Origin of the sequence: Geomonas propionica (assembly GCF_016458235.1) — a bacterium.
Classification (GTDB): Bacteria; Desulfobacterota; Desulfuromonadia; order Geobacterales; family Geobacteraceae; genus Geomonas; species Geomonas propionica.
On sequence record NZ_JAEMHK010000009.1, the window covers coordinates 189272 to 210605 of the forward strand.

The 21334-nt window shown below is 62.3% G+C and carries 19 protein-coding genes; 12 read left to right on the forward strand and 7 right to left on the reverse strand.

Annotated features, from left to right (window positions below; genetic code table 11):
• Positions 1–58 precede the first annotated feature (58 nt).
• A complete protein-coding gene (locus JFN90_RS13345; protein ID WP_199395607.1) occupies positions 59–274 on the forward strand; it encodes a ferredoxin in 216 nt (71 codons plus the stop codon).
• Positions 271–543 carry a hypothetical protein gene (locus JFN90_RS13350; RefSeq protein ID WP_199395608.1) on the forward strand — a complete coding sequence of 91 codons (273 nt, stop codon included), beginning with the start codon at positions 271–273 and terminating at the stop codon, positions 541–543. Before JFN90_RS13345 ends, JFN90_RS13350 begins: the two co-directional genes overlap by 4 nt.
• Before the next feature lie 189 nt (positions 544–732).
• Here the strand turns inward: JFN90_RS13350 and JFN90_RS13355 are convergent, their stop codons facing one another.
• Positions 733–1212, reverse strand: coding sequence for a ferritin-like domain-containing protein (locus JFN90_RS13355; RefSeq protein ID WP_199395609.1), 480 nt, complete (start codon positions 1210–1212; stop codon positions 733–735).
• A 531-nt stretch (positions 1213–1743) separates the two neighbouring features.
• Between JFN90_RS13355 and JFN90_RS13360 the strand changes: the two genes are divergently transcribed.
• Entirely contained in the window at positions 1744–2790 is a 1047-nt protein-coding gene (locus JFN90_RS13360) for a DMT family transporter (protein WP_268898658.1), read from the forward strand.
• A 45-nt stretch (positions 2791–2835) separates the two neighbouring features.
• Positions 2836–3363: a DUF4337 domain-containing protein gene (locus JFN90_RS13365; RefSeq protein ID WP_199395611.1), complete on the forward strand. Its 528-nt coding sequence runs from the start codon at positions 2836–2838 to the stop codon at positions 3361–3363.
• Positions 3364–3628: 265 nt separating this feature from the next.
• On the opposite strand, the gene JFN90_RS13370 is transcribed toward JFN90_RS13365, so the two are convergent.
• Entirely contained in the window at positions 3629–5335 is a 1707-nt protein-coding gene (locus tag JFN90_RS13370; protein ID WP_199395612.1) for an amidohydrolase family protein, read from the reverse strand.
• Between the two features lie 204 nt (positions 5336–5539).
• Here JFN90_RS13370 and JFN90_RS13375 point away from each other — a divergent pair, with 204 nt between their 5' ends.
• Entirely contained in the window at positions 5540–6475 is a 936-nt protein-coding gene (locus JFN90_RS13375) for an aldo/keto reductase (RefSeq protein ID WP_199395613.1), read from the forward strand.
• Between the two features lie 16 nt (positions 6476–6491).
• Here the strand turns inward: JFN90_RS13375 and JFN90_RS22550 are convergent, their stop codons facing one another.
• The 4 genes from JFN90_RS22550 to JFN90_RS13395 form a co-directional block, all read right to left on the reverse strand.
• A complete protein-coding gene (locus tag JFN90_RS22550; protein ID WP_199395614.1) occupies positions 6492–8492 on the reverse strand; it encodes a methyl-accepting chemotaxis protein in 2001 nt (666 codons plus the stop codon).
• 257 nt (positions 8493–8749) lie between these two features.
• On the reverse strand, positions 8750–10888 hold the full coding sequence (locus JFN90_RS13385; protein ID WP_199395615.1) for a methyl-accepting chemotaxis protein: 2139 nt from the start codon (positions 10886–10888) through the stop codon (positions 8750–8752).
• A 440-nt stretch (positions 10889–11328) separates the two neighbouring features.
• Positions 11329–12447: a glycosyltransferase family 61 protein gene (locus tag JFN90_RS13390; protein ID WP_199395616.1), complete on the reverse strand. Its 1119-nt coding sequence runs from the start codon at positions 12445–12447 to the stop codon at positions 11329–11331.
• A 125-nt stretch (positions 12448–12572) separates the two neighbouring features.
• Positions 12573–12803, reverse strand: a complete 231-nt coding sequence (locus tag JFN90_RS13395; RefSeq protein WP_199395617.1) for a hypothetical protein — start codon at positions 12801–12803, stop codon at positions 12573–12575.
• Between the two features lie 421 nt (positions 12804–13224).
• Between JFN90_RS13395 and JFN90_RS13400 the strand changes: the two genes are divergently transcribed.
• From JFN90_RS13400 to JFN90_RS13415, 4 genes are all read left to right on the forward strand, one after another.
• Positions 13225–14058 (forward strand): hypothetical protein, encoded by an 834-nt coding sequence (locus JFN90_RS13400; protein ID WP_199395618.1) that lies wholly within the window; start codon positions 13225–13227, stop codon positions 14056–14058.
• A gap of 235 nt (positions 14059–14293) precedes the next feature.
• Positions 14294–15511 carry a DUF898 family protein gene (locus JFN90_RS13405; RefSeq protein ID WP_199395619.1) on the forward strand — a complete coding sequence of 406 codons (1218 nt, stop codon included), beginning with the start codon at positions 14294–14296 and terminating at the stop codon, positions 15509–15511.
• Positions 15508–16539 (forward strand): M48 family metallopeptidase, encoded by a 1032-nt coding sequence (locus JFN90_RS13410; RefSeq protein WP_199395620.1) that lies wholly within the window; start codon positions 15508–15510, stop codon positions 16537–16539. The genes JFN90_RS13405 and JFN90_RS13410 overlap by 4 nt, the downstream gene beginning before the upstream one ends.
• Before the next feature lie 51 nt (positions 16540–16590).
• A complete protein-coding gene (locus JFN90_RS13415) occupies positions 16591–17628 on the forward strand; it encodes a DUF5684 domain-containing protein (protein WP_199395621.1) in 1038 nt (345 codons plus the stop codon).
• A gap of 20 nt (positions 17629–17648) precedes the next feature.
• On the opposite strand, the gene JFN90_RS13420 is transcribed toward JFN90_RS13415, so the two are convergent.
• Positions 17649–18557: an AEC family transporter gene (locus JFN90_RS13420; RefSeq protein WP_199395622.1), complete on the reverse strand. Its 909-nt coding sequence runs from the start codon at positions 18555–18557 to the stop codon at positions 17649–17651.
• A gap of 244 nt (positions 18558–18801) precedes the next feature.
• Between JFN90_RS13420 and JFN90_RS13425 the strand changes: the two genes are divergently transcribed.
• The 3 genes from JFN90_RS13425 (at position 18802) to JFN90_RS13435 (ending at position 21008) form a co-directional block, all read left to right on the forward strand.
• Positions 18802–19440 carry an NADPH-dependent F420 reductase gene (locus JFN90_RS13425; protein WP_199395623.1) on the forward strand — a complete coding sequence of 213 codons (639 nt, stop codon included), beginning with the start codon at positions 18802–18804 and terminating at the stop codon, positions 19438–19440.
• Positions 19441–19602: 162 nt separating this feature from the next.
• Complete coding sequence (locus JFN90_RS13430; protein WP_199395624.1) at positions 19603–20256, forward strand: fibronectin type III domain-containing protein; 654 nt, start codon at positions 19603–19605, stop codon at positions 20254–20256.
• A 164-nt stretch (positions 20257–20420) separates the two neighbouring features.
• Positions 20421–21008: a hypothetical protein gene (locus tag JFN90_RS13435; RefSeq protein ID WP_199395625.1), complete on the forward strand. Its 588-nt coding sequence runs from the start codon at positions 20421–20423 to the stop codon at positions 21006–21008.
• The last annotated feature ends 326 nt before the right edge of the window (positions 21009–21334 follow it).

A 21334-nucleotide genomic window follows, 5' to 3' on the forward strand; every position in this document is an offset into this window, starting at 1 on the left:
TTGCCGATGTTCGTGTATCGTTGATCCGTTTCGCAGCTTCGATCCGGAGGGAGTAACGATGCCGAGTCAGGTGTACGTCGATCAGCAGCTGTGTATAGGGTGCGGGCTGTGCGTGAGCATCCTCCCCGGGGTGTTCCGGCTGAACGGGGAGGGCGTCTCCGAGGTGTACGGCCAGGGGAACGCGGACAGGGAGAAGATCCAACAGGCGATCGAGAGTTGCCCGGTCAACTGTATCGCTTGGGCGTTGACGTCGCGCGCCGGGGAGGGACCATGACATCCGGACTGAAAGACGAGCGGCTGCAGGAGCTTTCCGAGAGCAACTACGTGATGCTGAAAGAGGTCTACTGCCTGTCGCAGCAGTTGAAGGGGCTGGTGGACCGGCTGCACCTGAGCTATTTGAAGCAGGGAGTCGTTCTGGAGATGGACACGGTGATGGCGATCAAGCTGACCTCGGACCGTCTCTACGAGGGTTTGGAGCGCTATATCCGTCCTGAGTGCGACCCCGACAGTGCCTACGACCCCGCCAAGCCGGAAACCGAGTGAAACCAGAAAGCCCGAAAACCGTTAGCCACGGAGAAAATCTGAGAACTTCTGAGAAAACCAAAAACGCTTCTTCTGTTTTTGACGTCTCAGATTTCCTCAGATTTTCTCCGTGGCCAATGGTTCTTGCCGTTAAAAGAGAAAGCCCGTCGTTTCCGGCGGGCTTCTTCGTTTCTTCCGGCGCAGGCGGCGCTAGAGCTCCTGCCTGTTGCTGAACTCGCTCCAGGCCAGGAAGGTCTTCGGGGTCTCCACGAAGGAGTAGATGTTGGTCACCTTTTGCAGGTGGCGCCGCTCCTCCTGGGCCAGCATGAGGAGTCCTTTACGGGTGGTCTGGTCCGTTGCCGCCGAAGCCAGTTCCTCGTAGAAGCGGATGTCCTGTTCCTCGTTGGCTACCGCGAACCGGTACAGGTTCGGGTCCCGTCCCGTTTCTTCCAGCAGTTCGCGCTGGCTGAGCAGCGGTCTGAACCGGCAGACATTGTTGGTCAGTCCGTCCAGTCGGGCTCCCTCCATCCTTTTTCTGAGCCTTCTCAGTTTCCTTTGATGTTCCTCTTCCGATGCCGCCAGCATGGAGAAGAGCACCTTCATCTCAGGCTCCATGGCTTCAGCTTCAAGTCCTCGATAGTATGTCTTTGTTTCTTCCTCTATTTTTATGGCGCAGTCGAAAATGTTCATGGTGTTCCCCCTTGCTATCAGGCAAAGCGTGACAGGCACCTCTAGTGCCGATATTTAATTATAACAAAACACCGATCACAAAAGATACTCAGCTTTCTCCTACAGCTTCAACGCAAGGCCGCCGAGCCAAGGCGCAAAGGAACCTTCTTCATGCCTTTGATTGTTTGTCTCTGCGTCTTTGCGCCTTTGCGTTAATAAAAACGGAATGTTAACGCCAGGCCGCGGAGCCGCTAAGAAGAGCGGGGCACGGTTTTAACCCCGATGTTCTGTAAGTTTTTGTTGCTGTGTTGTCTAGCGCCTTTGCGTCTTTGCGTGAGATCGAGTTCAAGACTCAACGCAAAGCCGCAGAGCCGCAAAGGCGCAAAGAGAAACTGCAAGCCTGCAGTCCCGGTTTTGCCTGTCCTTGCGTCTTAGCGCCTTGGCGCCTTTGCGTTAAGCCTTTCGTTTCCCTCGTTTACGCTCTGGAAAAATCTCCCCGATTCGGTTATTGTTCTTCTCCCAACAAGGGGAAGATTTTCCCGGAGGTGTCGCCTGCCCGTCTTCACCGGACAACTTTTAGCCATGCTCTCCGCGGCGCTCTTCGGCGTCTCCCCGGTCTTTTGCAAGCTGCTCATCGGGGACATGTCTCCGGCGCTGCTCGCCGGGCTGCTTTACCTGGGCTCCGGGCTCGGCCTGCAGGTGCTGCTCCTGGTCCGGGGCAAGAGCTCCCTGGCGGAGCTGAGCCTGCTCTCCCCCGGGCACAGGCTGAAGCTTCTCGGCGCCGTCATCGCCGGCGGCATCGTCGCGCCGCTCTGCCTCGCCTTCGGCATCAAATACGGCACCGCCTCCGAGGTCTCCCTGCTGCTCAACCTGGAGACCGTCGCCACCACCCTGATCGCCTGGCTCGTCTTCAGGGAGTACATCGGCCCCTATGTCTGGTGTGGCAAGCTTCTGATCCTGGTCGGCGCAGGCCTCGTGGTGCTCAGGACGCAAGGAGGTTTCTCCTTCTCCCTCTCCGGTATCCTGGTCGTGGTCGCCTGCGTTTTTTGGGGCATCGACAACAACCTGACCCGCGACGTGGACGAGATCTCCTCCACGGTGCTGGCGTCGGTGAAGGGGCTCGCGGCGGGGCTCTTCTCGGTGGTGATGGCGCTGCTCTTCACCGCCGGTACGGCGACGCCGGGACAGATCGCCGGGGCGCTCGCCGTGGGCGCCATGAGCTACGGCCTGAGCCTGGTTCTCTTTGTGGAGGCCCTGCGCCAGATCGGCGCCGCCCGGACCGCCACCTTCTTCGCGGTCGGCCCCTTCTTCGGAACGCTGCTCTCGGTGGCGCTTTTGGGTGAGCGCCCCCCCGCCGCCTACTGGATTGCCACCTTGCTGATGCTGGCCGGCATCCTGCTCCTCTACGTGGAGATGCACGGCCACCGCCATACCCACGACGAGTTGGCCCACGCCCATCCGCACCGTCAGGACGACCATCACGATCACGATCACCCGGAAGGGGAGCAGGCGGAGCCGCACGACCATTTTCATGTTCACCGGCCGGTCACCCATTCACACGTGCACTGGCCTGACCAGCATCACCGGCATGAGCACTAGCTGCCGCCGCAACGACCAACACCATTACCAGCAGGAGGTATGACAATGGCAGAAGAAAAGAAGGAACCCTGGCTCAACTACCTGGCACTCAGCACGGTGATCCTCGCCGTCTGCGCCACGCTGGCCACCTTCAAAGGGGGCGGCTTCTCGACCCGGTCGGTCCTGGCGCAGAACCAGGCCTCCGACCAGTGGGCCTTTTACCAGGCCAAGAGCATCAAGCAGTCCCTGGCCGAAACCGAGCAGGGGCAGTTGGAACGCGAGCTCCTGAGGACCCGCGAGAATGAGGTCGCCGCTGCCATGGAGGCCAGGGTGCAGGCGCTGAAGGGAAAGATCGCCAAGTACGACCAGGAGAAGGCCAAGATCCAGGACGACGCCAAGAAACTCGAGAAGGAGAGGGATGATGCGCAGCGCCATGGCCGTCCCTTCGGGCTCGCCGTCATCTTCCTGCAGATCGCCATCCTGCTCTCCTCCATCGCCGCCCTTTTGAAGAAGAAGATCATCTGGGTGGCCGGCGTCGCCGTCGGCATCTGCGGCCTGGTCCAGTTCGCCAACGGCTTCCTGCTCTTCATGTAGCCACCGCCAGAGGTAAACGCAAAAGGGGGACGCCGCCAAAGCCGCGTCCCCCTTTTCGTATGGGTGCTATAAAATTCGGTACTAATCACAGCCTTGTCTTGCCGCGAAGCTCACGGTCTTTGCGTCCCCCCTTGCGTAGGCTCTTCTGGCAATTCCGGGGAGCTGTTGCAGTTGCCCCCTCCCCTTGCGGGAGGGGGGTAGGGGGTGGGGGAAGATGCCATCATTTCCGCTGCTTGCGGCTTCACCCACCCCCCGCCCCCTCCCGTCAAGGGAGGGGGAGTCCCCGAAGGCTCATCTTCCCGAAAAACTTCCCGTAGTTGCGCCAGTACTCCTTCAGCCGTGCCTCGTACTCCCACTGGGCCGCCGCCTTGGCGCTTTGCCTCAGAAAACTCCCGCAGCGCTCCGTCACGGTAACGGAACCGGGTGTATCTCCGGAGCAGGCCTCGACCGGCTTTTCCTTCGCCACATCAGCCCACAGCGGCGACCCCGGCATGAAACTGTACTGCAGGCTGTTGCGCCCGAGGTACTGCAGGTCGTCCCGGGTGAGGCCGTATTTCCGGACCCCGTAGATCCACTCGTCGGTGAGGTTCGCGTGGCTCACCCCCTCGTCGTCGCTGGCGAAAGCGACCGGGACCCCGTAGGCGCGGTACTGGGTGAAGGGATGCGCAGCGCCGGCGATGCCGAGGATCTGCGCGTTGCTGGTGAACATGATCTCCACCAGGGCGTTGTTGCGCCTGATGATGTCGGCCACTTCCGACTTCTCCTCCTCCTTGAGGAAGGCAAAGGAGACCCCGTGGCCGATCCGCCTGGACCCCGCCTTGAGCGTGCCGGTCAGGTGCTCCTTCAGAGCCGGGTTGCCTGCTCCTACGAAACAGGGGGTGAGCTCGCCGGCGTGCAGCGCGATGTTCACCTTCGGGAAAGACTGGTGGAAGTAGCCGAAGATCCGCATCTGGTCCTGGAATCCCGTCAGGGAGACCGGGGCGTCCTCCTTGCTGAGCAGGTTCACCCCGACCACCCGGTTCTCCGCAGAAGAGAGCAGCGTGGAGAAAGCCGCCTGGGTGAAAACCTTGGCGAGGTCGGGGGTGCCGTCACCCAAGGCGGAGGTCCGGTTCACCGTCGCGACGAAGGCGTAGGAAACGCGGCAGGCCCCCTCGGCGTCGGGGCGGTCGCAGTTGAGCAGGCTCCGGGTCTTGTTCACGTACTGCGCAATCTCGGTCCGGGCGGCGACTACCGTGTCGCTCATCCCGGCGTCGAGCAGGAAGCGCTGCATGGCGGGGAACTGGCGGCTGTCCCGGTAGAAGGCCTGCTCGGGGAATTTCTGCCTCAGTTGCCGGGCCAGCGCGCTCACCGCCGAGGACTGGAAGGAGAGCATGGTCTCCAGGTAGGAAACGCCGTCCCGATGGGACTGCCTCAGCACCTCCGCAAGCATGAGGGGCGTGTCGCAGGCGTTATCGGAGACGGCGCGGAACCTGGCGAAGGTGGCGAAGAAGTGATCGTGCCCCGCCTGGATATCGGGATAACCGAAGCGGTACATGGAAAGGGACTGCAGGATCCCGTCCTGCTCCGCGGGGGATGCCCCGGAGACCGGCCTGAAGCCGTCCCCGCACCCTCCGGTGGAGGTGCCCGGTTCCAGCGTGTAGCGCCCGGTCTTGCCTTCGGGGCCGTAGCAGACCCCGTCGGCGGCGCCCAGCGCCAGGTATTTTTCCGCGGCGACAGTGCCGGAGAGATGGTTGTGGAGATCCGCTCCCTTGGGAAACAGGCGCAGCGCCTCGGCGAGTTCCGGTTGCTCCTTCCTGGTCTGCTCGATCACGCCCGCGTATTCCCGCACCGCGTCGTTGGGGCGAGCGCAGATCTGCACGCCGATTGGGCCGGAGGAGGGGAGATCTGTGGCCCCTGGGGCCGGCGTTGCGCTGAACAGCGCTGCCGTGAGGAGTGCCGCCAGTGGGCGGGCAGCCTTGGTGAAAAGGGTCATGGGGCTCTCTCCCGGTTGAAGATGGGTGGCGGGTGTATTGGAAAAGGCGAATCTAAGCCCGTTCGCACCCGTTGTCAACACGCAGTAGGGCCGCAGCGCCGGTCGTGGCCAGCTGCCGACTTGAAGCCGGGATGAAAGCGCGTATAGTTACCCGGTTGCATGCGGCGCCATTGCCGCGGGATGTCGGCGCCAATGGAGGGGATCATGATCTACCGCACCTTGGGGAATACCGGCGAGAAGGTATCGGCGATCGGAGTAGGGGGGTGGCACCTGGGGTTGCCACGGGTCAGCGAGGCGGACAGCATCCGCATCGTGCGTGCGGCGATCGACCGCGGCATCACCTTCATGGACAACTGCTGGGATTACAACGAGGGCGCCAGTGAGGTCAGGATGGGCAAGGCGCTGCGGGACGGTTACCGGGACAAGGTTTTCCTGATGACCAAAATCGACGGCCGCTCCCGCGCGGAGGCCGCCCGGCAGCTCGACCAGTCGCTGCAAAGGCTGCAGGTCGAGACGATCGACCTGGTCCAGCACCACGAGGTGCTCCGTTTCGAGGACCCGCACCGGATCTTCGACGAGGAGGGGGCGCATCAGGCGCTTTTGGACGCGCGCCAGGCCGGCAAGATCCGCTACCTCGGTTTCACCGGGCACAAGGACCCGCAGATCCACCTGCACATGCTCAGGGTCGCGGCGGCCGCCGGGTTCCGCTTCGACGCGGTGCAGATGCCCCTGAACGTGATGGATGCCCACTTCAGGAGCTTCGAGCAGTTGGTGCTCCCCGAACTGGTGCGGGAGGGGATCGGGGTGCTCGGCATGAAGTCCATGGCCAACGGCATCCTGCTCAAGTCAGGGACGGTCGATCCCGTCGAGTGTCTGCACTACGCCCTGCATCTTCCGACCTCCGTGGTTATCACCGGGATCGACAGCATGGAGATTCTGGACCAGGCCTGTCAGGCGGCGGACAGTTTCCGTCCATTCGAGCCCGTCGAGCTGGAGTCGCTGTTGTCGCGCACCGTCGAGGCCGCCCGCACCGGCTACTACGAGCCCTTCAAGACCACTTCGCTCTTCGACGGCACCGCCGCCAATCCGCAATGGCTCGGCGACGAGCCCGAGCGTTTGCGTCAGTTCTTCACCCGCTAGTCCTGTAGGACGTGCTCTAACCTCTCCCCCCACATCGTCCCTCGAGCTGCTCCAGTATCCCCAGCAGTACCTCGGAGGCCGTGACCATCTCCGCGCAGAGTTCCGCCGCCCTGACCCGATCGCCGTTGTTGCAGGCGATGACCGCCTGCTTGCCCAGTTCATGGACCTTGGCGTGCGGCGGGTCGATCTGCCGATAGAGGTCGCTGTGGCCGCAGTCCTCCCTTCCTTTGCCCTGGTACCACTTCCCGAAGGCGCAGGTGAGGTGGGTGGGGAGTGCCTGGGGATCGATTTTGATGCTGCCGTCCAGGTGCCCCTTGATCTTGCCCACGAAGATCATGTGCGCGCTCCTCGCCCTGCTGATCACCAGCGCCGCATCCTCGTTGATCTTGAACTTGCCCAAAAGCGCCATCAGCTCTTCCGCCATGGTGAGCAGGTGGTTCGCTTCGTGCGTGGTGCGCTGCGTTTCCGAAGAAGTGTCGCGCGCTATCTCGGTCACCCGCTGCACGCTTGCCGCTATCTCGTGCGTCGTCGCGCTCTGTTCCTCCGCTGCGGTCGCGATCTGGGCCAGCTCGCCGGTCACCCCCTCGATGCTGGTGATGATGTTTTGCAGCGCCTGCCCCGACAGCTGCGCCCCCTGGGACCCCTGCTCGACCACGGACACCCCGTGCTCCATCGATCGCACCGCCGCCCTGGTTTCCGCCTGGATGGCGCCGATCATCGACCCGATCTCCTTGGTCGCCCTCGTGGTCCTCTCCGCCAGGGCGCGCACCTCGTCGGCCACCACTGCGAAACCCCGTCCCTGTTCCCCCGCCCGCGCGGCTTCTATCGCAGCGTTCAGCGCCAGCAGGTTGGTCTGGTCGGCGATCTCCTCGATGGTGCCGATGATCTCCCCGATCTGGTCGGACCGCCGCCCGAGGCCGGCCACAGTTGTTGCCGATTCCCGGACCAACTCCGCTATCTGGTGCATCCCCGCCACGGTCTCGTTTACCACGTGGGCCCCGTCGGAGGCGACGCGGGTGGTGGTGGTTCCCCCCTGCGCGGCCTGGGCGCAGCTGCGGGCGATGTCCTGGGAGGTCGCCGACATCTCCTCGCTGGCGGTGGCGACCGAAACCGACTGGGCCGCCAGGTCGTCGGCGTTGCGGTTTATCTGCTTGGCCATGCCGTGCACCTTGCTGGAACCGATCACCACGTTGATGCTTACCTTGAGCACGCTTGCCACCAGCGTATGCAGGGTCTCGATGAAGGTGTTCATGTTGCCGGCCAGCGCCCCCAGTTCGTCCGAGCGCCCTCCCTTGATGCTCCTGGAGAGGTCTCCGTCCCCCGAGGCGATCGCCTCCACCGCCTTTACCATTTCGTGGAGGGGATGCGTGATCGAGCGCGCTATGAACCAGGTCAGCAAAAGGGTCAAAGCGAGCACCACGAAGAGTCCCGCGCCGATGTAGAACTGCGTCCGTAACAGCGTGGCCTGCACGTCATCGAGATAGATGCCGGTTCCCACCACCCAGCCCCAGGGGCGGAACAGCTCCACGTAGGAAAGCTTCGGCTGCGGGGAGCCGGCGGCGCCCTTGGGCCACTGGTAGCTGACGAAGCCTTTTCCCTTTTCGTTGCACGCCCGCACCATCTCCACGAACAGCAGTTTTCCCGTCGGATCCTTGAACTGCCCCAGTTCCTTGCCGTTCAGCTCCGGCTTGAGGGGATGAACCACCATCCTCGGGGATAGGTCGTTGATCCACAGGTAATTGGTCCCCTGGTACCGGGCCGCCACGACCTCCTGGATCGTCCTGCGCTGTGCTTCCTCCTTGGTGAGGGTGCCCCGGTCGACCTGGTCCTGGTACCACTTCATCCTGCTGGTCGCCTGCTGCACCATGGCGCGCACCGTTTCCTCGCGCTCGTTCATGATCAGCGTGCGCAGGTACGGGGTCAGCAGGAACACGGATATCGCCACCAGCAGCAGCCAGGATAGCAGCGTGGCGCTGATGATTTTTTGAAATATGCCCCAATCGCGAAAACGTTTCATTACATCTCTCTCCTCTGCAAAGCCGGGTGCGGCGTGTCGTGGTTCGGGTACGGATAGTGCTCGTAGTATCGGCGGCTTGCGCTTGTTTCTTTAGCGAATTTATCTCCATTCGCCCCGGCGTGCTGCAGAAGGCTTCCCAGTGAAACGTGAGTTGCTCTTCTTACCCGTCCATCCGCGTCCTGCGCAAACAAAAAGAGCCGGCGCTTTCCACGCGCCGGCTCTTTGTTCTTCACTTCCTTTTAGGTCTGGAGCACCGGTTAAATCGGCATCCTCCCCGCAGACACGGTCTCCCCCCGGAGCCGGAAGGCCCCCGCGCCCTGCTGCAGCACTTCCACCTGGCTGGCAAGGTCGCTGGCGCCGGACTCCAACTGGGCGGCCGCTTGCAGGCAGCGGTCCGCATCCGCGTGAATCTCGGTCACCGCCGACGCGATCTGCTGGTTCTCTTTTGCCTGCACCGCGCAGGCCGCCTCTATCTTCCTGGACATCTCGCTCACGTCGAGGATCGAGTCGGAGATCGAGCGCCCCACCTTGCTCTGCTCCCCGGTGGCGCTGTGGAACTGCGCGGCGAGCTCCCGCATCTCCTCCGCGGCGAACATGATCGCCTCCTTGGCCCCGGCCTGCTCCCTGATCGCCCTTTCGATCTTCTCGGTCATGTGGGTGACCCGGTCCATCGCCTCACGGATGAGGCTGGTCCCCTTGGCCTGCTCGGCGGTTGCGAGCGCGATGCCGCTGACGTGGCTTCGGGCGCCGGAGACGCCGCTCACAATCTTTTCCAGCGCCGCGCTGGAACGGGTGCTGAGCTCCTCGCCCGCCGCGATGCGCTGGTCCGCCTCCTTGATCGCCTTGACCGCGTGCTCAGTTTCCAACTGCACCGCCTCGATCAGCGCCGCGATCTCGTTGGTGGAGTTCGCCGTGCTGGAGGCGAGCATCTTGATCTCCTCGGCCACCACGCCGAACGCCTTGCCGTGCGTGCCGGCCTGGGCCGCGATGATGCTGGCGTTCAGGGCGAGCAGCGAGGTCCTCTTGGCGATGTCGTCGATCACGGAAGAAATCGCGCCGATCTCGTGGGTCCTGGAGGTGAGGGTGGCGATGACCTGGTTGGTGACCCCCGAGGAGGAGCGGATGTCGTTCATCCCTTGGCGCATGGCGCGCATCGCTTCCACCCCCTTCAAGGCGTCCTCCTCGACACCTTGCGCCACTTCCGCCGTCAGCAGCGCGTTTTCCTTGACGCTGTTGGTAGCCGCCTCCAGTTCCAGGATCGAGGAAGCGGTGGAAAGCGACGAGGAGACCAGCGACTTGGTGTGCTCGCCGATTTCGCCTGTGGCCGTGGCGCTTTGCATCATGGCCGCGGTCACCTCGGCCACCAGGTGGGTGAGCCGCCCCGCGTTGAGGGCGACCTCGTCGGTGCTAGCCGTCATCTCCAGGATCGCCGAGGAGGACTCGGAGGCGGCCTGGGCCAGGCGCTGGGTCCCGTTCCGGATCTCTTCCGCCTTGTCCGCTATGGTTCGCACGTAGGCCGAGGCCTCGGTCACCTTGTCCTGCTGGTGCCTGGCTGCCGCCACGGCGTGCACCGCCTCCTCAGCCAGCCGCCCCGAAATCCCCTGCAGCGCCCCGGCCGATCCGGCGACGCGGCTGATCATGCCGCACAGCCCCGCCACCATTGTCTTCAGCGAGCCGAGGAGCTTACCCGCCTCGTCTCCCCCGCCGGCCGGGATAGCCACGGTGAGGTCACCTTCAGCCACGGCCTCGGTGATGGCCACCGCCTTGGCCAAGGGAGCGAGCAGCATCCTCGTGAACCAGGCCGCGATGCAACTGGCCAGGATGGTAAAGCCGATGGCGAGGGCGATGACCACGGTCCTGGTATGTTCGAAGGACTGCAGGAAGTCGGCGGCCTTCACGCCGACGTAGAGCGCGCCGATGACATGGCCGCCGGCGTCGAGGATCGGGTCGTAGGCGGTGAAATAGGGGATGTTGAGGATGGGGGCGATGCCGCGATAATGCTCTCCCTTGCGGAACACCGCCTCGAAGGCCGGCCCCTGTAGCTTGGTCCCCACCGCCCTGGTGCCGTCCTCCTTGATGACGTTGGTCGCCACCCGTTCGTCGTTCATGAAGATGGTCGCCGTCCCGCCGCAGATCTTGGCCACCTTGTCGGGGAGTTCGTTGTTGTCGTTGATGACGTAGTCGCCGGCCATGAGGCGGTTGTCCACGATCTTCAGCTCTCCCTTCTGCCTCAAAAGCTCCCAGAAGGTGTTGAGCCTGCTTTCCTGCGATGCCGTCGCCACGCGCACCATTTCCTGTCGCATCTGCGTGAGCGATATATACGTCGTGACGGTTACCGCCGTAATGACGATGACGATAATGAGTGCCGTGATCTTCTTTACAATGCTTGCTTTCACAGAAATATCCTTATAGATCCGGTGCTGTTGCTTATCAACAACACGAAGTACTGTTACAAAGCCTGTTCATCTCTTGATTTTCGATAAAACACCGGTGAATAACCGTGGTTTTTACCAATGGATAGAAAGGTTTAATTGGTTTAAGTATAGGATTTGATTGTGAATATTTTGTATTACATTTGGTGCCGGCCGTTTATAGCCGAAAAAAGGATCAGCATCAAGTTCTTCGTGGTTGAGGATGTGTATACACTATGGCGAGATAGGAATGCATATGCGGAAAGTATCTGATGCACAGTTTGAGGAACTTCATGCTGCGCGTGGACTGTGGTGGGCGATGCAGTGGAAAGGAGGTTAGCGGAGGATTTCGCCAAGGCGAGTCAGCGCCCCCGCGTCCTCCCCTTTGCGAAGGGGAGACAGAGGGGATTTGTCTTTTGCTGCTCTCACTGCACCGCAGCGAGAACTGCGTCCATGGCCCCTTGGTCGATCCTGTGTCCCGTATCGCAGATGACGTAGCGGTAATCGAAGCCGCGGCTGAAGCTGAGCCAGGCGAAGCAGTCCAATATGTAGTTCTTCGGGAAGATCTCCACCACCCGACACGGTGCCTCGCACCAGGCAAGGTTGCTGAGGCCGGCGCCGTGGCTGCCAACCACGACCTCCGCCTCGTGAAAGGCGCGGATCTGTTCCGCGAAGGAGAGCTCCTCGCAGTGGAGCACGCTAAAGCCGATCTCCCGCAGCCTCTCTTCCATTTCGGCCTCGCCGGCAAGACGGCGCCTGCTTTTCTGCCTCGAAATATAGATTCTGGTTCCGTGCCGGCGTCGCTGCTCCGCTGATCCCTGCGGCACCACCTTGGCCTTCACCTCCGACCTCAAGAGCTCCAGCACCTGCGGCGGCGTAAATTCCGGCTGGTTGTGATACTGCGGCACCACGAGCCTTTCCACGCGGATCGGGCTGGAGGTGAAGAGAAAGTCGCGCCGCGCCTCAGGGCCGAGCGCCGTGGTCAGCCCGTCCAGTACGTAACGCGGCGGGTTGTCCGGCAGTACGATCTTGACGCCGGGGAAGGTGGCGACGGCGAGTAGGATGTTGGGGAGTACCTCGAGAAGCCAGTGAAAGTAGGTGGCGGGATGGCACACCACCACGGGCTCCGGTATCAGCAGCTTCCTTGCCGGCAGCAGCGGCTCGTGCAGCACGTCTCCCCAGCCCATGATGCGGCGCAGGGAGCCCACGCTCTCTTCGATGATCCGGTTTCCGATCCAGGCCATCCCGGAATGGGGCGAGACGGTGGCGTCGCGCAGCAGGTAGAGGTTTCTTTTGCCGAATACGGCTTCGGTTCTGATGAAAGGGGGGAGCTTGGCGGCGACCTCGTGTCTCACGATGCGGGCATCGGCCACCGGGACGATATCCAAGATGTGCGCGTTGATGTCGGCGTAGGATGACGCCTTTTCCAGGGACTCGATGCACGACTTGGGCATCTTCCCCGCGATGGGGCCGAGCAGGTCGGTCGAGATGAAACGAAGCAGTTGTTTGCGCCGCTTGGCGGCGGACTCGCTTAAAACCGTCATGCGCGCGATCCTAGCACAGGAGCCGCGTTCTTTCCAGCCGATCCGGACCCCGGCTGGTGAACTTCAGCCGGGGGAGGGCGCTTCTGGGCATACGGTGCGGTGGCAGCCGGTGCTCGCCGATCCCGCTAGTACTCTCTTTGGGGCTCCCCGTAGCAGCATTCCGGGTTCTGCCTGATGTGCACGAAGTGGGCGACGTGCTTGTCACCCGCCGCGCGCGGACGCACCGGCTTGCCGCACTTGTCGCACTCGAAGAGAAGGTCGTGCCGGTGTTGTGGCTCCGCCCCGTCCCTGACTGCCAGGGCTTTGTCGACGGTGATGATGTGGCCGTAAAACTTGCATTGTAACGCGAGACCCATTGTCCTGCTCCTTTGCGGAATTGTTCGGTAACGTACCTGCGGAGGGCGCTGATGGCAGCCCGCACCTCAACAAGCTAGAACAATGTATTATTTCTCTTGATTTTTGTCAATCCCCGTGAGCACGGAACCCTGCAGCGAGGAAAGGGGGTGATCGTTGCAAAGCGGCACCCGGAAGTACGACCCCTGTAAACGGTGTTTAGCGCCCGGAAGCGGCACACCCACGCACGCCTTTGCCGGAAAAGGTGATGACGCTGCACCGTTTAGGGTTGTAATAACAGGGGGTTCTGTTGTATTAAAACTTTTTCGCCCCCGCTTCCTTCACTGCGGTCAACCGGGGGGCTGGTAGAGCCATAGCCCGTGAGTTGGCCTGCACCTGCGAACCAGGCGTCGGCGGATCATTTCATTGCAGGAGGAGACGTACATGAAGAAGATGGTATTGGCAGTACTGGGCGGGATACTCATGACCACGGCCACCGCGCATGCGGAGCACAAACTGCTGGTGACGGACGTTCTCGACAAGAAGCAGGTTGAGGCGCAGGCCCTGTTCGAGTATTCCCACATCAAAGGTGACATCACTGATTTGGGGGATCACGGGAAGGGGACCATCAACGCCGCCGAGTCGCTCTATTCGGTCGGTGTCGGCCTCGGCCACGGCCTGGAAGTGTCCGCCTCGCTTCCGTACATTTTCAGCGAGCGTGAGAAAGAAGTGATAGACGGAGTCGGTGCGGCACAGGCCAAGACTGACGGCTTCGGCGACCTTGCGCTCCAGGCGAAATACCGCCTGGTGGGCGGCGAGGAAGCACCCTATACCGTGGTGGCGGGCCTCGGCCTCAAATTCGACACCGCCGGGGACAGCCAGGCGGGCACCGGCACCACCGACGTGAGCCCCTTCATCGCGGCGAGCGCGAACCTCGGGCATCACAACACCCCCTACGCCATCTACCGCGCCACCATCAGAAACCACGACGAGTCCGATACCCACACCATCTCGCTGGGTTTCGAGAAGGAGCTGAACCATACGGTGACCATTGACGCCAAGGTGGACGCGAACTTCAACACCGCTACCCGCGACTACACCGCCTACGAGGACTTCACCTTCGAAGTGGCGAGCTACCTGCAGATGGCCCACAACTTCTACCTGTTGCCGAGTGTCGCCTACGTGGTCGCCACCGATTCCAGGAGCAAGGACGGCGAGTTCCGCGCCGGTTCCGCCGACGGCTTCCGTGCCGGTTTCTCCCTGTACTACCTGTTCTAAAGTCCGTCAAGCACCGCCCGCCTCCATTCGGAAGCGGGCGGTGTACCATCGTGGTCTTCCCCCTCCCTTATCGTCCTCCAAAGCCCCGGTTGTGCATCCCGAGCCGGTCCCCGCGGCGTCCCGTCCCCTAGGGGTAACCCCGAGCATTTGTAAAATTAAATTGATAACGCTTAAATCCGCTGGTATGCTGCGACCGCCTTACCGGGTATTTCCGCGTCCGTACCGAGGAGGAACCTTGTCCGCTGTCATCTCCCTGACCTGCCCCGTTTGCCACTTCTCCAAGCAGGTCGAGGTCGCCGTCGTGCCGCAACCGGGTACCACGGTCACCTGTCCCGTCTGCAAGTCCTTGTTCCCTTTCCAATCCGAAGAGCCGGTTGCCCTGCCCGGCAGTGATGGCGTGCCCCCTGCCGCCGCGGCTGGCGCTAGTCCATCGCAGGCCGCACCGCCGCCCGCGCGCAGCGCGCGCCGCACCGCCCGCTTCGAGTTCACCGGCAATGCCAGGGAGTACTTCGGCATATGGATCGTCAATACCCTCCTGCGCATCGTTACCCTGGGCTTTTATTCCCCCTGGGCCAAGATCCGCAAACGGCGCTACTTCTACGGCAATACCCTGCTGGACGGCGTCCCCTTCGATTTCCTCGGTGATCCCTGGGCGATCCTGAAGGGATGGCTTCTGGCCGGCCTGTTCTTCACCCTCTATTCCTTTGCCTCGCGCGTCAGTCCCTTGGTCTCCGCGCTGCTCATGCTGTTCTTCATGGGGGTCTTCCCCTGGGTGGTGGTCCGGTCCCGCATCTTCAACCTGAGGAACACCTCGCACCGCAACATACGTTTCGGCTTCAATCCCGACTACCGCGAGGCCTACCGGGTCTTCCTCTGGTGGCAGTTGCTCCTCCCGGTGACCATGGGGGTGCTGGTCCCGTACATCTATTACCGTCAGCGGCGCTTCCTGGTTGAGAACAGCCGCTTCGGCACCACTCCCTTTCGCTTTCACGCCACCCCGGGGCAATACTTCCGCATCTTCCTCCCCCTGGTGATCCTGTCCCCCGTGGCCTTGGTGGCGGTCGTCGCTGCCATCATGCTCAAGCCGAGCGCGATCACCATGGCGCTGCCGGTGGTACTCTTCTTCGTCATCTATATCTGCGCCGCCCTCTATGTCCGGACTGCCCTCACCAACCTGACCTGGAGTTCCACGAGCCTGGGGGATCACCGGTTCACCTCGACGCTCAGGGTGCGCGATCTGCTCTGGATCTATTTCTCCAACGCCGTCGCGGTAACCTGCAGCCTGGGGCTGCTGGCGCCCTGGGCCGCCGTGCGCCTGCTGCGCTATCGCCTGGAGCGCCTGACCGCTGCGGGGGCGGGGGGCTTCGACGCCATTCTCGCCTCGCAGGAGACGCAGGTCGGCGCCGCGCCCGAGGAACTGGGGGATATGCTTGGGTTCGACCTGGGGCTATGAGCGCTTCCTGCACTGCGACATGGTACGACGGCCGCACCTCGCGGGGACGCGAGGTGACGCTACGCGTGGTAGATGGATCCCTCGCGGTTTCCTGCGACGGGATGGAGTCCCTTTACCCGCTGGCTGAGGTCGGCGTCGACCCGCCCCTGGGCAGGATGAGGCGCAGGCTGCACTTTCCCGACGGCGCCAGCGCCGAGACCGACGCGCACGGGCTGGTCGAGGAACTGCTGAGTAAGCAGGGGAGGGGGCGGGCGCTACTGGGCGTACACCGCTGGGAGAAGAGCCTGGGGCGGGCCTTGGTCGCGCTGGCGCTACTGCTTTGCATCGTCTTCGCCTTCCTGCGTTACCTGGTTCCCGTTCTGGCGCTCAAGGCCGCCTCCATCCTCCCTCCCCGGACCGAGGAGCTGATCGGCCGGGAGACCCTGCAGGTCCTGGACCGGGTCATCATGCGGCCGAGCGCGCTGTCCCGGCAACGCAGGGAGGAAGTGACCCGCCGCTTCGGCACCATGATCGCGGGGGACCCGCAGCGTCTGCACTGGCGCCTGGAGTTCCGCTCCTCCAAGGAGATCGGGGCCAACGCCTTCGCGCTTCCCTCCGGGATCGTCATCGTCACCGACCGGATGGTGGAACTGGCCGAGAGCGATGACGAGCTGGCTGGCGTGCTGGCGCACGAGATCGGCCACCTGGAGCGCCGGCACGCGCTGCGCCATCTGCTGCAGAACTCGGTGACCGTGCTCGTGGTCGCCACCCTGACCGGGGACATCGTATCGGCCGGCTCGCTTGCCGCCACGGTCCCCACGGCTCTCATAGACGCCAAGTACTCACGCGACTTCGAGTGGGAGGCCGATGCTGCCGCCGTCCGCTACCTGAAACGGCAGGGGATCCCGGTGCGGCGCTATGCCGAGCTTTTGGCGCGGCTCGAGGCGGATCATTACCAGGACCGCAAGGACGCTCCCCGCCTGGGGGAGCTGTTCGACGACCACCCCGCCATGCTGGAGAGGGTGCAAAGGGTGCTGGCCGCCCAGTAGGAAAACCGGGTGACTCCGGACTAACAAGCGTTGCAACAGAAGGAGGGACCTATGAAGGGATTGCGCATCGGCATGCTGGTGCTGGCGGTATGGCTGGGGCTGGCGGGAGTTTCTTTTGCCAAGCAGGTCTTCTTTCGGGACGGCAGCGTCCTCGAGTGCGAATCCTTCTGGAAACGCAACGGCGTGATCGTGGTCAAGGTGAACCGCGATGTGCTCCTTGAGTTCGCCCCGGGCGAGATCAACCTCAAGAAGAGTATGGAACGGGCCAAACGCAAAGCCCCCCGCGCTGCCCTGCACAACAAACCGGCCGTCGCCAAGGCGCCCGCCGCGGTGCCGAGCGCGGCGCCTGCCCCGGCAGTGCAGATCGTGAAGCAGGCGCAGGGGACAGCGCCGGCACCGGCCGCTGCCGTGGCCCGCACCGCAGCAACGCCGGCTCCCCCGGGTCCGCCGGCCCGCGTCGTTGCACCGGCGCCGGCCGCGCCGCCCGCCCCCGCACCGGAGGCCGCCGCGCCCACAGCTGCCCCCCTGACACGGGAAGGGGTCGAGCGCCGCAGCAAAGAGAACGTGGAGATGATGGCGCAGGCGATTAAAAAGGGTGATCCCGAGCTGATGAAGAAGGCCGTGGAAGCGCAGAAGAGCCTGGCGCAGCAGCAAAAGAAGGGAGGGGGTGGCGCCGCGGCGCCGGCTAAGGGACCCGGGCATGAACCCCCCTGGTTCAAGTACTTCCTGATGCTGGTGGTGAGCGGCCTGATCGTCATGGTCGCACTGTGGGTCGTCTTCCGCAAGGCGGGCCAGTCGGGCGTGAAAAGCATCATCCCCATCTACAACTGCTACGTGCTGATGCAGATCTCGGGCAAGCCGGGTTGGTGGTGCCTGCTGCTCTTCATCCCGGTGGTCGGCGTGGCCATCTACCTGCTGGCGATGCTCGCTTTGGCGGAGAAGTTCCAGAGAAGTCCGGTCTTCGGGGTCGGTCTCGTGTTTCTCCCCATGATCTTCTTCCCGCTACTTGCCTTCGGTGGCTCCCGCTACGGCGAGGTCCGGGAGGAAGTGCTTGACTTCACCTTCTCCGAGGAGCCCCCGCAGGTATAAACGGTGCCGGGGCGAGAGCGTCAAGGCAACAGGCGCGTCAGCCAATAGATGGCGGGGAGGGTCCCGAAGGAGAGGATAATGCCGATGCCGATCATGGCCACGGCGAGGTCCGCCTCCATCCCCGCGGCGACGGCGAGGGCCCCGGCGGTCACCATGGGAGGCATGGCCGCCTCCAGGATGGCGACATCGGCCACGAGGCCGGAGAGCCCCGCCACGCGGCAGATAAGAAGTGCCGTCAGCGGCGCCACCAGGAGCTTTACCGCCAAGCCCAGGGCCAGCGGCCCCAGCACCCTGCGCGGCAGCCGCAGCCGCATCTGCATGCCGATCGCCGTCATCACCACCGGCACCAGGGTGAGGGAGATGTTCTGCAGCGCCTGGGCGAGTTTCTGCGGGTAAGGCCAGGAGCGGGCGCAAAGGGCGACCAGGAGGGCGATGGTAGGCGGGAAGAAGAACATCTTACGCACCATCGCGGCGAGGTTCACCTCACCGTCCTTGCCGTATATGGCGAGGATGAGGGAGCCGTAGCTCACCATGATCAGCATCGTCCCCATCTGATCGTAGATGATCAGGTAGGGGAGGCCCGCCGCGCCGAAGAAGGCCTGGATCATGGGGACGCCCAGGAACGAGGTGTTCCCCAGTGGCACCACCAGAAGCAGCACCCCGAGCGTGGCGCGGTCCCAGCGCCAAAACCGCGCCGCGGCGATTACCGATGCGACGGAGAGGAGCAGCATCCCCCAGGGGACGATCGCGTCGGCCAGGATCTCCCGGGACAACACGATCTGCGGCACCTTGAGGAGTATCAAGGCCGGCAACGACACGTAGAGGGCGAACATGTTGAGGGTCTGCGCCGAGTCCTTGGGGAAGGCCTCGAGGCGGCGAAAGAGCATCCCCAGAAGTACGAACACCCCGATCAAGACGAAATTTTCCATTACTGCCAGTTTCTCCTGCCTAAGTGGCGCCGAGCGGGCCATGCCCGTCCTGCGCCGTCTGCCACGCCTATCCTATGACCCAGCCGATTGCCAAGCCTTTGCTGTAACACAGCCTTAACGCCGCCACAAGGAAAAGAACGTGATAAGCCGTGGCAGCCCGATGCCGCCGGGGAGTATACTCAGGTGAAGAGGGCATCATGACGGAGAAGGGGGGACCAAAACCGCAAAAGAGGAGGACCCGAATATGAGAGTGACAAAGATAGGCATCGTCGGATCGGGCAACATAGGTGGGAACTTGGGGGTCATGTTGGGCAAGGCAGGCTACGAGGTGTGCTTCAGTTCGCGGCACCCGGAAAACCTGCAGGATTTGGTGGCGGCCGCCGGGCCCGGGGCCCGTGCCGGGAGCGTAGCCGAAGCGATCGCCTTCGGTGACGTGGTACTGCTTTCCATACCGCTCAAGGCCTACCGGGAACTAGACAGCGAAACCAAGCAGGCCTTGCAAGGCAAAATCGTCATCGACACCTCCAACCCGTACCCCGAGCGGGACGGGGCGATGGCGGTGGAGGCGCGGCAGGATCCGGGAGGGATGGGGAGCGTGGTGGCACGTCTGCTTCCTGGAGCGAGGATCGTGCGGGCCTTCAACTCGGTCTATTTCGAGGACCTCAAGAAGACGGTGAACAAGAGAGGCGACACGATCGGCATTCCCATCGCCGCTGACGATCAGGAAGCGGTGCAGGTCGCGGTCGAACTGGCCCAAAGCGTCGGGCTGGACCCGGTCGTGGTAGGCGGGCTTACCACCTCCAGGCTCTTCGACGTCGGTACGTCGGTGTACGCGACCAGCGCCTCCGCATCGGAAATAAAAGCGAAGTTGAGAATAGAATAGATCCCCCAATCAGGAGCGGGGGAAGGCGTAGTTACTGCTACCGGCGCCTCCCCCGCTCTTTCCGCCCCTGCCCCTGGCCCAAAGCTCCCACATTTTCCCGCTTGACCGGCACCGAGTTGTCGGTAGTATTGGAAAAATCCAATAAAGCGAGAGGGGGAAAGCATGAGCGTCTCAGATAAATTCGAAATGAACCATGAGGAGATGGATGCACCGACATTTATCCTTTGGCTTGATGACGCTGCGACTTTGCAGGATGCGCATCCGAAGATAAGCACTCAAAAGGACCCGTGGGCTCCGGGATCGATTCAGTTCAGGGCGCACAAGGAGGTGATCTCAAAGGAGTGGGAGAGGGCCTCCGTCCTCAATGTGCCCAGTACCAGGGAATTGGAGGCAGCGATCGCGGCTGCGCTGGAGGATGTTAACATCAACGCCAACTACCTTGTACTGAGGGCAAGGCAAGACAAAGATGAAGCCTGGCTGCACAACAACGGTTATCAGCCCAAGGGAAAGGCGAAGAGGGTGTATGACAGGCCTGTCTCGGCCGCAGCCTTGGTTGCCAAAGCCAAGAATGGACCCGAGATTGGCGAAGTCACCCTTACTTGGGATAAAGACGCGGCGGCCGGTTCATACCAGTTGCAGGTTTGCAAAGGGCATCCGCAGGGGGATGAGTCGTATGCCGATTATGGCTTTCTGAAGAAGGTCCGGATCGTCATCGGCAATCTGGAAAGGGCATCGTGGTACCACTTCAGAGTCAGGAGCATCGGCCACAACCAAAATGGCCCCTGGAGTGAACCCGTCGGAATCATCGTGACATAAGCAGGAGACGTTGAACAAAAAGCGCCGGTCCCTCACAGCCGTGGGGGACCGGTTCCCGCCATCCACCTTCCTCGCCATCCATCCGCTGTACAACAAGCAAAAGCACAACCTGTAGTTACCGCCTCAGCACCGCTTGAGACTATGCTCCTCTCGGTCACTCGCCTATGCTTTTTCTGGAAAAGCTTCCATCGCTCGGCGAAAGCTTTCTCCGCATAACGAAAGGCATCCGCTGCTCGACAGAAGCTTTCTCCGCGCAACGGAAGGCATCCGTCGCTCAATGGAAGCTTTCTCCGCGCAACGGAAGGCATCCGTCGCTCAATGGAAGCTTTCTCCGCGCAACGGATAGCATCGGTCGCTCGACGGAAGCTTTCTCCGCGCAACGGATAGCATCGGTCGCTCGACGCAAGCTTTCTCCGCGCAACGGAAGGCATCCGTCGCTCAGCGGAAGCTTTCTCGGCGCAACGGAAGGTATCCGTTGCTCAACGGAAGCTTTCTCGGCGCAACGGAAGGTATCCGTTGCTCAACGGAAGCTTTCTCGGCGCAACGGAAGGTATCCGTTGCTCAACGGAAGCTTTCTCTGCGCAACGGAAGGTATCCGTCGCTCAACGGAAGCTTTCTCGGCGCAACGCAAGGCATCTGCCGCTCAGCGGAAGCTTTCTCTGCGCAACGGAAGGTATCCGTCGCTCGACGGAAGCTTTCTCTGCGCAACGGAAGGCATCGGTAGCCCGACGAGGGTTGAGATGGGCGTGTAAAGAATTCTGTGTAAATGGCTTTAGTTAAGTTTTAGCGACTTCGGCTTTGACATGGATGGAGTATCTCTATATATTGCGATTGATTTGTTCACGCAAATGAAAGTTGATATGTGAAAAGCAAACGCAGTTTTCCCCGTACTGTAAGGGAGGATGGCCAGTTTTCTGGCCATCCTCCCAATTGGCATGAATTCCTGCCACGACAGGAAGTAATTTGAACGAGTTGCTGCACTCGACAATCCTCAAACCATTGATGATTTGCTGATATGTGGAGGATGGCGACAATTTCCCACTAATATGTAGTTGAACTAAGCCGCTGCGCGGCAGCA